This is a genomic window from Oceanisphaera litoralis, assembly GCF_016907015.1.
Taxonomy (GTDB): domain Bacteria; phylum Pseudomonadota; class Gammaproteobacteria; order Enterobacterales; family Aeromonadaceae; genus Oceanimonas; species Oceanimonas litoralis.
Window position 1 is genome coordinate 53,536 of record NZ_JAFBBE010000017.1, and the last position, 16,126, is coordinate 69,661.

Here is a 16,126-nt window from a genome sequence, read left to right on the forward strand (position 1 = left end):
GCCTTCATTATTGCCGGATGATTTGCCATATCTGATTGAATCTGTGTCAGTGGCCGCCGCTTCTGGACCATAGCTGGATCACCGCCACCCCGGCGATGATGAGCCCCATGCCGACCAGCGCCGGCAGATCCGGAGTCACCACGGGCGTTATTCCGTTGCGACGGCACCGGCCATTCAGCAGTCGGCCTTGCCGAGACGGAAGGACGGCAAGGGCTCCTCGGCCAGCCGGGCGGCGGGCAGGGCGCCGACCCTCAGCGACCACAGCGGCGGTGCCGGTGCCGTCTCATTCGCTGTGACCGGATAGATAAGAACCACCTTCAGCCCGGGAGCCCGTTGTTGCAGGCGTAGTGCCGTGCCCAGGCCGTCACCGATATGAAAGCGACCCACGGTCAGCATTACCCGGTGGCCGGGACGGGTTTGCAAGTAGCGGTCTATGCTCTCGGCCATGGTGTCATCCCAGCTGGTCTGGGCGGCAAACTGAAACTCGGTGGGCGCCTGACCGTGATGGCGGTTCGTCATGAAGAGCGCCTTGTAGGCGTCGTCGCTCAGGGTCAGCTGCTCGGCCACCCAGGCGCGCTGTTCGGCGGGCAGTTGATCGAGGTAGGCGGGGCCTTTTCTGGCGATGCAGCGCACCAGGTGGCGTGGGGCATTGGCGGCCAGTACCGGAATACGGGCCTGGCGTGCCAGCTCGATCAGGGGCCGGTAGTCGCTGCGGTAGCCGGGCCAGGCATGGCTCTGCTCGATAAAGGCATCTTCGCCCAGTTTTGCTGCCAGATAGGCGTCCAGCGTGGCTTGATGGTCCCGGCTGAACTGCTCCATGGCCAGCGCCAGCGGGCGTGGCTGGTGTAACAAGCGAGCCAGCAGTTCGGCCTGAAAACGGTGAATCCCCGGGTGGCCATGCAGCTCGCCGACCATGATCACATCGGCGCTGTCCAGCTGGCGGGCGGCCAGTTCAAGCGACAGCGGTTGTCCCGTCGGGCTGTACAGCTGGTAATCGAACAGGGTGGCCGGGGGGCGAGCGCCGGCCTGGCAACCGCCGAGCAGCAACAGGGTAAACAGCAGTATCAAGGGGCGCATGGTTCACCTTTGGATAATGGAGAGCAGCAATTCGGTCATCAATAGTTTCACGGGAAGCCCAGCCCTTTCAAGGCGGGAAACGGAACACACGAAAGCGCTACAAGTAGCGTGGCAGGTTCACGCGACAACCACCTTGAAAATCTCCGTTTCGGGGTTCTTTTCTCTGTGCTTTTTCGGTTTTTTATCCTAAGGGCGATAGTGACCGACAGTTTTGCTCAAGACCCGTATTTTTGAGGTTGAACCATGCAGGAAGCCTGACTTCAGTAGTCACTGGCTATCTCACTGCGATAGACAGCTTCTGCATTTTTGACCTCCATAATTGCCAGCCTCACCGCCTTGTCTTTCAGATCGAGTACACGCAAAGTTTTATCAATTTTGGCAATGGCTTCAATGCGATGAAAAGCCTCGCCAAATTCTTCGGTAAAGTTCGCCAGCCCAATCAGCTTGTACGGGGCATCCTCCAGGTGATGGCCATGAGGGTCGACAATCGACACCTTCACATCCGTTTCATCGCCATGGAAAAACAGAAAGTCCGGGCACATGCGCCGCCAGTTATCGTTGGCGTCGCGCCAGGCGACGGATAGTGCATCACTGGAGGCCCGTGGCGGGTTCCGGTACCAGGCAAGAAAGTGGCTGCGGCTCATTTCCCTGTCCAATACCCTGGTTTCCCACTCGTTCAGGCTGCCGATGGGAAAGCTGTGCGCTTTGTCGGCCATCAGATGCAAAGGGCGGGTATTCAGCAGGTTACCATCTTCGTCCCGGGTGTTTTCCGAGCGAATACGGGGGCGCTGGATAGATACATGCTGGGGCTCGCTCGACATACTCCTGATGTCGGCGTAGACGGCCTGGCGCTGATCATTCAGCCCCTTGATATCGACCCGGAACTCGCTGAACCATTGACTGGCCTGGTTGGCCGCTTCCTCTTCCAGTTTGCTTTTGACTGGAGCAAGGCCCAGTACATCCATTTTGCCAAAGGCCGCCACCTTGACCCGGGCATCATACAGGCTGTCGTCATCCCCGGGGGCTGCGCAATGATCGACATAACGTTTGGCCAGCTCCGGCGTGAGTACACGGGCGGCGTTTTTATACTCGGCATCAATGGCGTGATCGTCGGCGATTTCGGTAAAAATTTCAGCTTCCGACACCTGACCATCCATGCCAACTATCCGAGTAAGGCCGGCGACCTGGCAGACCTTCTTTGTGGCTGTATTTAACTCATCCGGGTACATGGCTCCGATGGCATCGAGTTGCTTGCATAGTGTCTTGTAGGCGAAGGCGAGAGAATGCTTGCGCAGACCATCTTGAGACAATGCCTGCGCCAGGGCGGTGTACCGGCTTATTGCCCGGGCGGTTTTGCGGGGCAGAGTTTGTGACGGCAACTCGTCAAAGGCTTCCCACACGGCGTTCGGGATCGCCGGGTTGGGCGTCATATCAATAGGGTTCATAAGAACCCTTCGGCCCTGGCCGCCACCGGAGCCGTCGGCATCATCGAGGCGATCGCCAACCATGGCTCTGGCAACATCTGTGGCCGTTTCCTGATCGAATCGCGGCAGCACGCAGGCAACAGAATTGAGCAGATCGTTGCCGGAAATACGCCGTGCCAGCGGCGTACGAACCATGCGTCCGAGTAACTGAGTAATGTAAGTAACATCCCTGGCTGGCCGGAATGATACAAAGACTTCCGCTCGGGGGCAGTCCCAGCCGGTAGAAATAGCGTCCTTGGCAAGCAGCACCCGGATATGGGACTGATCCTGTGCCATTTCCGGTGGTAAATAAGGCGCCTTGAAGCCGCCGGCGTCAATGTCCTTGTGTTCACCGAATACATTGGCCATGGCATCTGCCGGCAGCTCCGGCCATTCATGGTAAATGGTCTTGAAAACAGCGCGCAGATCGTCAGCTCCGGGAGTGTTTGGCATCTGCACCACCATCAGAGGCACTACCGGATTATCATCGGCACCCGCAGACGCCGAGTAAGTTTTCCACCGCTCGGTGGATTCGCGCAAAAGGCGGGTAGCCCTGGCCAGCAGCGTGGTATCGAATGCGCCGGCATTAGCCGGAAAATCGAGACGAATATCGTCTTTCAGCAAGCCGGACTCCTGTACTCGTGCTGGATCAACCACTACATCGGGATAGGTAATGCGGCCCTGAGCCTGTGCGCTTTTCATGGCCTTGTTGAAACGCTCGACCGTGGCCGATATGCCCCAGACAACGGGTACTGCCGGCGCGCCCTGTGTACCGTTAATCAACTTCTGAACCGTGGTGGTGCGATCCCGATCGGTTTTCATGCCTCTGTGTGCTTCGTCCAGCACCAGATAAAGGGTGAGATTTTCGTCCTCAATGGTGTTCTTGAGGATCTCCCACATGGTATGAGCACGGTCATCCGGCGGTGCCATGAAGGCTAAATGGTGCTGAGATTGGCCGTCATCGGCTGGCTCGACTGCGGCCCGTACCAGCTTGGCATGCTTAGAGAGTTTCTGAGCGTTGAGAAAATAGACATGGCCGGGAGCCAGTTTTTCCTCACTGAAATCGTTTTCGATTACTGTCAGTCGGCTGTCTATTTTATCTGCCGCCGCACTCAATTTGGCGCGGGTCTGTTCATTCAGGGCCGGCGAGTCGGTAAACCACAGCACCACGGCCCCCGGATCGGCGGCAAAGTCATATTCCGGGTTGCCTTCAAACAGGGCTTCAATGGCGGCGGCGGCCATAACCGTCTTGCCTGCGCCTGTGGTGGCCGTCAGTGAAAAGGCGGAAATATCTCCTTCCTGTTTCCATGCTCTGGCGGCCTTGCGCAGGTAGCCAAGTACCTCGGCTACGGCGTCTTCCTGGTAATCCTTGAGGGTATAACGCATCAGTCCCGTCCCGTATTGATGGTAAAGTTGGTCAGGTAGGAGGAGTACAGCCGTATCGCGTCAACGCGTTCCGGCAGATCACGGCAGAGGCTGGCAAAGCCGCGATCGTCATCGGTGACGATAAAGACCATTCGCACGCTTTTGTGTTGCTCTGTATCGGCCAGAGCTGACAAAAAAGCCTCGCTATAGTCGAGATCAAACAAGACCCCGTAGGTCTCGGCGATGGCAAAACCCTCGGTCACCTGATCAATTCGTTTGCCCTGTGCCCCGGCTTTTAACCACAGCAGCGGAGCGATGGCAGGGAAGGCGCGGTTGTGGGCCACCGACAGCGGCGCTTCATAACTGAGTTTGAAAAACTCCGCGTTTTCTTCAAAGCCGTCACTCATGGGGAATTCATCGGTGAACTTGTAATCCCCCTTGATCGGCTCACCCTCCGGCGTCAGCCCGGTGATCGCCGCCTTGATACGCGGTTTGGTGATGTATTCACAGATGCCAAGGCGCTCCCATTCCTCATCGCCCTGGCGTAGCCCCCGTTTACGCAAGGTCTTCTGCTCGTCGGCGGAGACTTCGTTGTTGGTGACGCTGATGCACTGGCGACGACCGCCATCCTGTTTGTTCAGGCGCATGACCGCGTGACAGGTGGTGCCCGAGCCGGAGAAAAAGTCGAGAATGGTGGCGTCGGGTTTGTCGGCGACGAAGAAGCGAAGCGCATCTTCAACGGCGTAGAGGGATTTTGGGAAGGGGAATTTTCTGTTGGATAGAATTCTTCCAAGCAATACTGAGCCATGATCTCGGGCTGAGTGAGATGCTTTGTTCCACACAGTCCGGGGTCTTACGGAATTATCTCGAGCATAGCGAACTATATTGCTTCCATCGTTACGCTTGCCAGCGACAGCTAACTCTCCATTGTGCACTTTTTGTATAAGGCCAGAAGTGAGGTAGCGGACTATTGCAGTTTCGCGTGAAGGGTCAAGCCGAGAAACAAACAAAAAGCCTTCGTATTGAAGCTCTAACATGCGTTCGCCGGATATTTGCCAACAGGCTTCTTGTGTGCCTTTCATGGGCCAAGCAATGAAACTGTTTTTAGGCGCGTTAATAGGGTTCGTGCGTTTTTCATCCCGGCCAGGAGCTTGCCCAAAGCCCATAATCTTCAAAGATTTCTTGTCAATATATATTGGGAAAAAGCTGTTGGGACGGTCTTGCCGTGACCAGTGTGACCCATCGCGGTTTAATGGTGTCCACCGGACTTCATCCCCAACCTTTGACGTTGATGCTGAAAGCATATTGTCGGTTGATTTCGGTACTTGTGTACTTCCTATAAAAACAAAATAGATATACTCCTCGACTCGGGAAAAGTCGCTGCTACTTCCCGAACCCATGGGATTTATGACGTTAGAGATCATTTGTATCCTAGCGCCTGGAAACACCTGCTCCAACAGTAATCCCAGTCGCAAATACTCTTTTTCATCGATCGTGACGATCAGCACCGAGTTATCCGGATTCAGCAGCCGCTTGGCCAGTTTCAGCCGTCGTTCCATCATCGCCAGCCATTTGGAATGGCGGTAGGCGTCTTCGGTGTCTACATAGTCGTTGTTGTATTTCCAGTCCTTGGCACCGGTATTGTAGGGCGGATCGATGTAAATGGCGTCTATCTTGCCCTCATGGGTGTAGAGCAGAGCCTGCAGTGCATGGTAGTTCTCGGCGTTGATCACGCTGTGAAAGGGCTTGTCGCCGCCGCGTTCGACGGAGCCGGTCGAGATCAATCCGGGGTAGATAGGGGTGCGGAATTCGGCCACTACAACCAAATCGTCGCAGGGGTAGACAATACGCTCCGGATCGGCATCCGGGGCAGGGCGATAAATCAGTTCAGCGACATGGCCATTTTTTTCGCGTGTGATGCTTGCAACATGCCAGAGTTTTGAACATGCTGATTTCGTTTCGTTTCGTTTCGTTTCGTTTCGTTTCGTTTCGTTTCGTTCTGAAAGAATGCGTACCTTATCACCCCGGCGGATCTTGCGGCCGGGCAATTCTACCGCTTCCGGTGCGTGGCGTTCAAAGTTGAGTCCGAACGAACGGCGGTTTGAAAGTGCCTTTATCTCCCGCTCCAGATCGGCCGCCAGTTGTGCATCTTTATTCTTGAGCTGTCGCAGCAGGTTACTGAGTGTGGACAAAGTCATTCCCCATTTGTTGTGCACTGTCAGGGTATAACGCATGCCAGTTGCTGAATTAAGAGGTGCCTATGGTATCGTTCTCTTCGAATAAGGGCTATAGACTGGAGCCGGTTAGTCATCAGTATGCTCTTAACTGACGGAGCCTCATGATGCTACATCGGCCAGGTACCGAGCAAAGACATACCGTGATCTCATTTCTGGGCCTCTGCCGAGCGGAAATTTTGCTTTAAACCGAGGCTGGATTGTTAAGGTCAACTGCCGAGTCGCCGTGTCTGTGGCGTGAGGAAGATGATCGGCAAGAGCAAGCTCGAAATATTGCTCCTTATTTTAATAAATAACGGAAATTTTCCTTAAAAATCATTATCATAGTGGTTAATTATCACTTGGTGCAGTGAGCGACCATGACTCCGGTTTTCTGGCTATCATTGTTTTTTGCCATTTTTTATTTTGGTTATGGCACCTTCCTGCCGTTCTGGGCCCTGTGGCTCAGTCATGTCGGCGCCGATGCCGGTTTTATCGGGATCCTGCTCGGGCTGGGCATGGCGGCGCGTTGTATCGGCAATCTCGGCATCATGAGTCGAGTGCGCTCTGCCAGCCATTTGCTGCCGGCGGTGCGCTGGCTGAGCCTGTTGAGTATGCTGGGCTTTGCCTGTTTTTACGGCGGCCAGTCGAGCCTGGCACTGGTGGTGCTGATGGTGCTGGTGAGCTTGATTTACCCGACCCTGATGCCGGTGGGGGAGGCCATTGCCAGCCGGCTGATAGTTCAGGTGCATCTGGATTATGGCAAGTCCCGGCTCTGGGGCGCGGTGGCCTTCATTGCCGCCAACCTGCTGGTGGGCAGCCTGAGCAACAGCCTGGGGCCGCAGTGGGTGTTGCATGCCATGGTGCTGTCGCTGGGCCTGCTACTGGTGCTGAGCTGGCTGCCCATGAGCCCGGCGCCGGTCGACAGTCAGCTGGGCGGGCAGGGAGATTCGATCCTTCAGGTGTGGCGTCGACCCGGTATGCGGCGTTTCCTGCTGATAGTGGCGTTGTTGCAGGGTTGTCATGCCTTTTACTATGGTTTCAGCGCGCTGCACTGGCAGCAACAGGGGTACAGCACCACGACCATCGGGTATCTGTGGGGGTTGGGAGTAGTGGCCGAAATTGTGGTACTGGCCATGAACAAGCGATGGTTTGAACGCTTTGATGCCCGTCGGCTGTTGCTGGCCGGGGCGGCCTGCTCCCTGCTGCGCTGGAGCATGCTGGGCGCGACGACCGAGTTGGGCTGGCTGATGCTGGCCCAGTTACTGCACGCGGGCAGTTTTTGTCTGAGCCATCTGGGCGCCATGCGTTATATCAGCCGGGAGCTGGGCGGAACGGCGGTGTTTGGCGCCCAGGCGCTGTATGCGGCCATTGCCATGGGGCTGACGGTCGCCTTGCTGCTGGTGTTGTGCGGCCAGTTGTACCCCTCGTTCGGCGGACAGATGTACTGGTTGATGGCGGTGTCGGTGCTGCCGGCGTTCTGGCTGCTGAGACTCCCTCTGCAGTCATCACCACAGGAGGCCTGATGCAGGGCTGGACCGTCATTAATATTGCGCTGGCTTATCTGGCGGTACTCTTTATCTGTGCCTGGCTGGGTGACAAGGTGCGGATGGGAACGGGCGCCCGGCGTCTGCGACCCCTGCTGTACAGTTTTTCGCTGGCAGTATACTGCTCCTCCTGGAGCTTCTTCGGCACAGTGGGGCAGGCCAGCACCGACACCTGGAGCTATTTCTCGATTTATCTCGGCCCCATTATCGTCTTTACCCTGGCCGGTCCCTTTGTGGCAAGGCTAATCGAGGTGGCCAAGCGCGAGCACATTACCTCCATCGCCGACTTTATCTCCGCCCGTTACGGCAAGTCTCAGCGGCTGGCGGTCTATGTCACCCTGATCGCCATCGTCGGGGTCTTGCCTTACATCGCCCTGCAGCTCAAGGCCATCGTGATGGGGTTGAACCTGATGGCGCCGGAGGTGGTCGGCAGCGGCGGAGGGGGAGCGGGCGAAGTGGCCTTTATGGTTACCCTGTTGTTTACTGCTTTTATCCTGCTGTTCGGCACCCGCCATATCGACGCTACCGAGCATCAGCGTGGCGTCATGGTGGCGATTGCGCTGGAATCCCTGGTCAAGCTGGTGGCCTTTATCGTGGTCGGTGGCTTCGCGCTCTGGCTGATCCTGGCGTATCCGAACCAGCAGAGGGTGATGATTACCGAAGATTTTATCGGCAACTTTACCCAGGTGACCGGCGCCAACCTGCTCGACATGGGGGTCTATACCCTGTTGTCGATGAGTGCGGTGATCTGTTTGCCGCGACAGTTTCATGTCACGGTAGTGGAAAACCATGATCCGGCGGACCTGCGCTGGGCGCGGCGGCTGTTTCCGATCTACCTGCTGCTGATGGGGTTGTTCGTGCTGCCGCTGGCGCTGGCCGGACAGCAGTGGCTGGCTGCCGATACCTCGCCCGATACCTATGTCATCAGCCTGCCGCTGGCACTGGATCGACCCGGGCTGGCGGTGCTGGCCTTCATCGGTGGGGCCTCGGCCGCCACCGGCATGATGATTATTTCCACCATAGCGCTGGCCATCATGGTCAGCAACGATCTGGTGCTGCCGATGATACTGCGCCGCCGCCAGCGGCAGGGCGCCGATTTCAACGATTTTGCCCAGCTGCTGCTCAAGGTGCGCCGTACCGCCATTATCGTGATCATGGCCAGCGCCTGGCTGGTGTTTCTGTGGCTGGAAGACATCGACAGCCTGTCCCGGATTGGCTACCTGAGCTTTGCCGCCATCGCCCAGTTTATTCCGGCCCTGGTGCTGGGGCTGCTGTGGCGCGGCGGTAACCGGCGCGGTGCCTACTGGGGCCTGAGCCTGGGCATGGTGATGTGGTTGCTGAACCTGATGGCCGCAACCGGGCTCTTTGCCGGCGATGCAGACACCAACTTTCTGCTCTGGTTGCTGACGCCACCCGCCTGGGGAATTGTGGGCGAGATGAGCCCGATCACCTGGGGCATATGGCTGAGCCTGGTGTTCAATCTGGCCGCCTATCTGCTGGGCTCCCGGCTGTCGGTGCCGTCGGTCAGCGAGCGCTTTCAGGCGGCGGCCTTTGTCGGCCGACAGCACAGGGATGACGGCGAAGTCTACCGGGCCAAGGTGTCGGTACAGGATCTGGAACAGCTGGCGTCCCGTTTTGTGGGCGAGGCGAGAGTCAGACGGGCCTTTTCCCGCTATGCCGGCGAGCGGGGCACCCTGGAGGGCAGTATGCAGGCACCGGCCAGTCTGATCCGTCATACCGAGCGGGTGCTGGCCGGGGTGTTCGGTGCCTCGTCGGCGCGCCTGGTGTTGTCGTCGGTGCTGCAGGGGCGCTCCATGGAGCTGGATGAACTGGCCGCCATCGTCGACGAGGCCGGGGATGTGTTCCGCTTTAACCGGGGTCTGTTGCAGGGCGCCATCGAGCATATCGGTCAGGGCATCTCCGTGGTCGACAAGGAACTGAATCTGGTGGCGTGGAACCGGCGTTATATCGAACTGTTTGCCTATCCGCCGGGGCTGATTCAGGTGGGGCGTCCCATCGCGGATATTATTCGCCATAACGCAGAGCGGGGCCTGTGTGGCCCCGGCTCTGTGGAGGAACATGTGGCCCGCCGGGTGAGTCACATGAAAGTCGGCAGCGCCCATGTGTCTGCCCGTACCCGGCCCGATGGCCGGGTGATCGAGGTACAGGGCAACCCCATGCCCGGTGGCGGCTTCGTGATGACCTTCAACGACATCACCACCTTCCGCCAGGCGGAGCAGCTGCTCAAGGACGCCAATGAGGTATTGGAGGCCAGGGTGGCCGAACGCACCAGTGAGCTGTCGACGGTCAATCGACAGTTGCTGGCGGCGACCCATGAGGCCGAACGGCTCAGTGCCTCCAAAAGCCGTTTTCTGGCGGCGGTGAGCCACGATCTGATGCAGCCGCTCAATGCGGCCAAGCTGTTTACTTCTTCCTGGCTGGAAACCTCGGGCGATGACGAAAGCCGTCGTCTGGCGGGACACATAGACCGCTCTCTGGCGGCGGCAGAAGATCTTATCGGCGATCTGCTCGACATGTCGCGGCTGGAATCGGGCAAGCTGACGGCCAGACCCGGTGACTTCGCACTCAACAAGCTGTTCGATACCCTCAAGGCCGAGTTCGGGGTGCTGGCCGAACAGGACGGTGGCCGCTTCGATGTGGTGTCCACCGGACTCGGCGTGCACAGCGACGCCCGACTGTTACGCCGTATCCTGCAGAATTTTCTCACCAATGCCCTGCGCTATAACCCGGGCGGGCGCATTTTACTGGGGGTGCGCCGCTGTCGCGATGCAGCGCGAGGCGACCAGGTGCGTATCGAGGTGTGGGACAATGGCCCCGGCATCGCCGCCAATAAACAGGAGGTGATTTTTGACGAGTTCATGCGGCTGGAGCATGGCCAGCGCCATCATCAGCAGGGGCTGGGTCTGGGGCTGGCCATCGCCCAGGGGCTGGCGGTGATGCTGGACCACCGGCTGGCGGTAGACTCGACGGAGGGCTGGGGCTCGGTGTTCAGCGTGACGGTACCGCGGGCGCTACCCGGGGCCGAGCAGGAAGATCCCCTGCCCGCGCCATTACCGGCCATCGGCAACCGTCAGCTGGCGGGGTTGCGCGTGCTTTGCATCGACAACGACACCCAGATACTTACCGCCATGTCGGGCCTGCTGACGCGTTGGGGATGCGAGGTAAAACTGGCCCTGAACGGCGCCGAGGCGCAGCGGCATTACCATGATGGTTTCGTGCCGCAGATCATACTGTCGGATTACCATCTGGATGAAGGGGAAACCGGGGTGGCGCTGCTGGAGGCGCTGCGCCGGGAATTCGAGCCCGTACCTGCCGTGGTGATCAGCGCCGACCGGCAGCCGGAGTTGCAGGCCCGGTGTCGGCAACTGGGTCTGAGCTATCTCGGCAAGCCGGTGAAACCGCTGAAATTGCGGGCCCTGCTGCAGAATCTGGTGAAAAGCGGGGATTAGGGAGCAGGGTTCCCCATTTCCCAGTCCCGGCTGTTATTAAAATTCACCGCCTTCCAGTTGCGACAGGGCAATCACCGCCTGGGTGCGGTTCTTTACATTCAGCTTGCGGAAGATGGCGGTGACATGCGCCTTGATGGTGGCCTCCGATACCGACAGTTCGTGGGCGATTTGCTTGTTGAGCAGGCCTTCGGACAGCATGGTCAGCACCTTGAATTGCTGCGGCGTCAGGCTGGCCAGACGCTCGGCAATATTGTCCTCGGGGGCATGGTCGAGGCTTATTCCCTCGGGAAACCAGGGGCTGCCCTCGAGAATGGTGTTGAGGGCGCTGACCAGGGTACGCATGGGGGATGATTTGGGGATAAAACCCATGGCACCGAAGCGCATGGCTTGCTGCACCACCGCCGGCTCTTCGCTGGCCGAGACCACCACCACCGGCAGATCCGGGTATTGGTTGCGCAACAGTGCCAGACCGGAAAAACCGCTGGCGCCGGGCATCTTGAGATCCAGCAACAGCAGATCGACCTCATCGTCCTCACTCAGCAGCCGCATCAGATTATCGATACTGTCGACTTCCTGCAGCCGGGAACCGGTGATGGCCAGTTCAACCGCCTGATGAAGGGCATTGCGAAACAAGGGATGGTCATCGGCAATGATAATGCGGTAGCCCGTTTCCATGTCGTATCTGAATCCTGTGTCTGTGAGTAGGGTCTGTTGACCTTAGGCAATGGCAACTGCTCCCATCGTTGTTGCCCTGTTATGATAGGGCTTAGACTTTGGTCTGAGAACTGCGCATGAGTATTTTCGTGATGCCGGTGTTTTCTTTACCGGGATTAATGGGTATATGGTTGGCGCAGACGTTGCCGCATGTTCAGGCAGCACACTGAATGAGGAAAACCGAATGTTTAAAAAAGTCCTGTTGACCCTCTGTGGCCTGATGGCCACCGGGGCTGCTGTGGCCAAGGATATTGACCATCTGAAGGCCGAGTTTTCCGTATTGCTGAATGGCGATCCGACCCGGGGAGTGAATACCCTGACCATAGATCGCAACAAAGAGCGCTACCATGTGCATTTTTCTCTGGCTCACTGGCTGCTGGATGTCGAGCAGAAAGCCAGCTTCAACTGGCAGGACTGTACTGCCCGGCCGGAGACGTTCAGCTACAAGGCCAAGGCGCTGGGGATCCGGCGTGAAGAGCGACTGGTGTTCGATCCCAATACCGGCATGGTGCTCTATCAGGGCGAGAAGGGCGACAAACTGCTGCCGACCGATGGCGGAGCCTTCGACTCGGTCAGCTTCTTTTTCGAGGCGCGTTGTGATTTGATGGCCGGCAAAACCACCCTGACCTATCCGGTTGTGCGGGGCGGTGAAATCAAGCTGACTAGCTTCAAGGTGGTGGGCAAGGAGGTGGTTAAAACCGGTATCGGTGCCTTCGACAGCCTTGTCGTGGAGCGGGACAGAGGTAACAGCAAGCGCAGAACCCGCTTCTGGGTGGCGCCGGAGCTGGATTACCAGCTGGTGCAGATAAGCCATGAAGAAAACCGCCAGCTGGCGGTCACGGTCACCCTGGACAAGCTCAGTTATACCCTGGTGGACAAGCCGGCCAGGCTGGCAGGACATTCGGCTCAGCCCACGGCCACGGACTGAGACTGCGGCAGGGCGGCGCTGCAGATCCGGCAGCGACCCTGCTCTTTGGCCTGATACAAGGCATGGTCGGCGCGGATCAGCAACTGGCTGATGTTGTCTTCGGCGGCGGCCTGGGTCATGCCGCCACTGAAGGTAAAACCGATGGTTCTGTCGGTCAGGTACAGTGGCGTGGCAGCCAGGGTATCGAGCAGACGCTGGGCCAGTTGCATGCCCTGATCAAATGCCGTTTCCGGCAATATCAATAAAAATTCCTCGCCACCGATGCGCGCCAGCACATCGGTGTCTCTTATCGTCTTGCGGCCGATGATGGCAAAGTGGCGCAACACCTGATCGCCTATGTCGTGGCCATGCTGATCGTTGATACGCTTGAAGTAGTCGATATCGAGCATCACGATGCAGAAGGGATGGTGGTAACGCTGCAGTTTGGCCAGTTCATATTTCAACCGGGTTTCGGCGGCGCGCCGGTTCGGGCACTGGGTCAGGGGATCGGTGGTGGCCAGTTGTTTCAGCTGCCGGTTAAGGTGCAGCAGTTCATCATTGGCCCGGCTCATGGCCAGGTGATGTCGCCGGTTACGCTGAAGGGTCAGTATGGTGAGAATCCCGCCCCATAGCGAGCCGGTGCTTGCCAGGGTAATGATGGCCGCCAGGCTGTCTTTTTCCCGGGCAAGACGATAAATGGGTTCGGCATCGGCGAGGGCATGTACCTGATAGTCTTTGCTTTCGGTGGTGTGGCTGACCAGCAGTACCGGTTCATGCCTCGGGCCGAGCAGCAGTACTTCGGGAACCAGAGGGCTGATGCTGATCGGTAGCGACGGGTGTCGTGCTGCTGTGTCCGTCGGCTGCCGGGTGGCCGGCCCAGCGAGTAAATATCCCAGCCTGTCCGGGTTGTCCGATAGGGAAATGATGCGGTCTGCATCGGTCACCAGCAGCTCGATACGGTAGGCCTGAAGGCTGATGGGAGCAATGGTGGCGCAGATCAACAGGGTCACGGAGCCGTTCTTGGTCACCGGGTTGGCGTGATAGATCCTGGCCTGTTGCTGTTCGGGGTCGAAGATGAGACGAGCCAAGGGGCGCTTGCCGTCGGTATAGCGATCGTACTCGGGGGGCGGCGGGCTGGCGGTACTTTGTGACAGCACCTTGCCCTGCCGGTCGAGTAGCCAGATACCCTCGAGCTCGAACGCCTTGCCGAACTGGTTCAGATCCGCCTGCAGGGCGGTGCTGTAACGGGGGTTGTTCAGGAAGCGCTGCAGGCTGGATAAGGATGACAGGGACCGGGCAATTTTACTGGCGTGCTGGTTGTCCCGTTGTAAATGTTCAACGGCGGCATCGGTGGCCTGGGTGCTCTGCAGCTTCAGCTCCTGTATCTGGCTTTGAATACGCAGATCCAGCCAGTGCCGGCTGATAAACCAGCTCGACAGCACCAGCGCCACCAGCAGCAAGGTGGTGGCGACAAACGAGTAATGATCCAGTGGTAGCCAACGAGATATTCCGGGCAGTTTCATCCATGTTCCTGCATTGTCTCTGGGCCGGGTTCCTGCATTGTCTCGGGCCGGGTTATGGTGATGAGTGCACTTGTATACTAGTCAAGAAATGTCGGCTGACGACGGTTTTCGTCACAGGGTTATCAGGCCTACATTAACCGGAACCTGTTATCAGTAGCAAGGCGCAAGAGAATGAATTGGCTCTGTCTGGGGTTGTTGACCTTTCACGGTTGAATGCTGTTCGAGTTAAACGCGTTTTTATCGCGGCGAGAGGCGTGTAGCCTGGGGTACCACAGTGCAGTGTGGGGCGGGCATGTAGTAGTATCGGATACGGTTCTGCCGCTGTTATACCCGGATCCGGAAAGGAGTCTGCCTTTGATTTTACCGAGCATGCTGGTGCTGTTACTTGCCGCCTGGAACCTTGACTGGCGGGCCTGGCTGGCGGACAAGACCCGTCAGCACTTGAGTTTTGGCGCCGCCATCGCCCTGGTGCCGCTGTGGATGTTGCAGGCCGGCGTCAAGGAGGGGCTGGAGGTGCATTTTCTCGGCCTGACCACACTGGCGCTGATGCTGGGATGGCGTATGGGCGTCCTGATGGGCACCCTGAGCCTGCTGCTGATCACCCTGTTCGGGTTCGAGCCCTGGCCGGATGTCGGTGTCAATCTGCTGCTGGGAGTGATAGTGCCGCTGTCGTTCAGTTATTTCGTGTTTCTGCTGACCTACAGCTATCTCACCCGGCACCTGTTCGTCTATATATTTGTCGCCGGCTTCTTCAATGCAGCCTTGACCATCGCGGCCAAAACCCTGCTTTTTGCCGGTTATATGCTGTGGTCCGGGCAATACAGCTGGCCAGTGGTAATGGATAACTACGTCGGCATACTTCCCTTGCTGCTGTTTCCCGAGGCCCTGCTCAACGGCATGGCCATCACCCTGTTGGTGGTGTTCAAACCCCGGTGGATGCGCACCTTTTTCGACCGTGACTATCTGATTAACAAGTAGGGGGCTCTTCTGATGCTCGTAACCCTCTGGTAGTCTGCCCCCATAACCTAGCCTGAAGTGAGAAGCCGATGAACCCTCGAATATTGAACCCCCTGGCCCCCATACTGGCGCTGGGCCTGTTGACCGCCATCCCGGCACAGGCAGACATGAGCCGGGAGGAATTCCAGAAACTGGTGCGCGAAACCCTGCTGGAGCAGCCGGAGATACTGCGGGAAGCCATCATCAAGCTGGAAGAAAAAGATAAGCTGGCACAGCAGCAGCAGTTTGCCGACCAGCTGAAGCAGCAATCGGCCCAGTTGTTCGCCAACCATACCGATGGCGTCATGGGCAACCCCAGGGGCAAGATCGAGATGGTGTATTTCACCGACTATAACTGCCCCTATTGCCGTCGCCTGAACCAGACGCTGAACGAGGTGTTCGAGAGCGAACCCGAGCTGAAGGTGATCGTCAAGGATATCGGCATTCTGGGGCCCGACTCGGTGCAGGCGGCGCGCCTGGCACTGGCTGCCGCCCAGGAGGCACCCCGCCAGTATGAAGAGCTGCATCAGGCACTGATGAGCCAGCAGCGGGTGCAGACCGCCGCCCTGTCTACCATTGCCGACAAGGCCGGACTGGATGCCAAGACACTGCAGAAAAAAGCCGACAGCAAGGACATTGCCGACAAGCTGAGCCAGAACCTGAGCCTGTTCCGCAGCCTGGGCCTGAACGGTACGCCGGCACTGGTGTTCCCCGACGGTACCCTGATCCCGGGCGCCATCGACGCCGCCGGCCTCAAGGATATCCTGAAAGATCAGAAATCGTAGAGATTAGGGATTAGGGATTGGGGATTGGGGAGTACTATTCCCCATTCCCCATTCCCCATTCCCCAT

The 16,126-nt window shown here is 58.2% G+C and carries 10 protein-coding genes; 5 read left to right on the forward strand and 5 right to left on the reverse strand.

The genetic code is table 11. The features are described from left to right. Positions 1 to 174: 174 nt before the first annotated feature. The 3 genes from HNR62_RS11460 to HNR62_RS11470 all read right to left on the reverse strand — a co-directional run bounded on the left by HNR62_RS11460 (position 175) and on the right by HNR62_RS11470 (position 6,139). On the reverse strand, positions 175 to 1,077 hold the full coding sequence (locus tag HNR62_RS11460; RefSeq protein ID WP_204796229.1) for a ChaN family lipoprotein: 903 nt from the start codon (positions 1,075 to 1,077) through the stop codon (positions 175 to 177). A gap of 260 nt (positions 1,078 to 1,337) precedes the next feature. Beyond that, a complete protein-coding gene (locus HNR62_RS11465; RefSeq protein WP_204796230.1) occupies positions 1,338 to 3,926 on the reverse strand; it encodes a DEAD/DEAH box helicase in 2,589 nt (862 codons plus the stop codon). Then, positions 3,926 to 6,139 (reverse strand): site-specific DNA-methyltransferase, encoded by a 2,214-nt coding sequence (locus tag HNR62_RS11470; RefSeq protein WP_204796231.1) that lies wholly within the window; start codon positions 6,137 to 6,139, stop codon positions 3,926 to 3,928. Before HNR62_RS11470 ends, HNR62_RS11465 begins: the two co-directional genes overlap by 1 nt. Before the next feature lie 359 nt (positions 6,140 to 6,498). Here HNR62_RS11470 and HNR62_RS11475 point away from each other — a divergent pair, with 359 nt between their 5' ends. Together HNR62_RS11475 and HNR62_RS11480 are read left to right on the forward strand one after the other, a co-directional pair. Continuing rightward, a complete protein-coding gene (locus HNR62_RS11475) occupies positions 6,499 to 7,644 on the forward strand; it encodes a 3-phenylpropionate MFS transporter (protein ID WP_204796232.1) in 1,146 nt (381 codons plus the stop codon). After that, positions 7,641 to 11,135, forward strand: a complete 3,495-nt coding sequence (locus HNR62_RS11480; protein ID WP_204796265.1) for a hybrid sensor histidine kinase/response regulator — start codon at positions 7,641 to 7,643, stop codon at positions 11,133 to 11,135. Before HNR62_RS11475 ends, HNR62_RS11480 begins: the two co-directional genes overlap by 4 nt. A 36-nt stretch (positions 11,136 to 11,171) precedes the next feature. On the opposite strand, the gene HNR62_RS11485 is transcribed toward HNR62_RS11480, so the two are convergent. Further along, on the reverse strand, positions 11,172 to 11,810 hold the full coding sequence (locus tag HNR62_RS11485) for a response regulator transcription factor (protein WP_204796233.1): 639 nt from the start codon (positions 11,808 to 11,810) through the stop codon (positions 11,172 to 11,174). Between the two features lie 223 nt (positions 11,811 to 12,033). Between HNR62_RS11485 and HNR62_RS11490 the strand changes: the two genes are divergently transcribed. Then, positions 12,034 to 12,777, forward strand: coding sequence for a DUF3108 domain-containing protein (locus tag HNR62_RS11490; protein WP_204796234.1), 744 nt, complete (start codon positions 12,034 to 12,036; stop codon positions 12,775 to 12,777). On the opposite strand, the gene HNR62_RS11495 is transcribed toward HNR62_RS11490, so the two are convergent. After that, entirely contained in the window at positions 12,756 to 14,279 is a 1,524-nt protein-coding gene (locus HNR62_RS11495) for a GGDEF domain-containing protein (protein ID WP_204796235.1), read from the reverse strand. The genes HNR62_RS11490 and HNR62_RS11495 overlap by 22 nt on opposite strands. 354 nt (positions 14,280 to 14,633) lie before the next feature. On the opposite strand from HNR62_RS11495, the gene HNR62_RS11500 reads away from it, so the two are divergent. Both HNR62_RS11500 and HNR62_RS11505 read left to right on the forward strand, forming a co-directional pair. Continuing rightward, on the forward strand, positions 14,634 to 15,257 hold the full coding sequence (locus HNR62_RS11500) for an energy-coupling factor ABC transporter permease (RefSeq protein WP_239552761.1): 624 nt from the start codon (positions 14,634 to 14,636) through the stop codon (positions 15,255 to 15,257). Positions 15,258 to 15,325: 68 nt separating this feature from the next. Continuing rightward, positions 15,326 to 16,060, forward strand: a complete 735-nt coding sequence (locus HNR62_RS11505; protein ID WP_204796237.1) for a DsbA family protein — start codon at positions 15,326 to 15,328, stop codon at positions 16,058 to 16,060. The last annotated feature ends 66 nt before the right edge of the window (positions 16,061 to 16,126 follow it).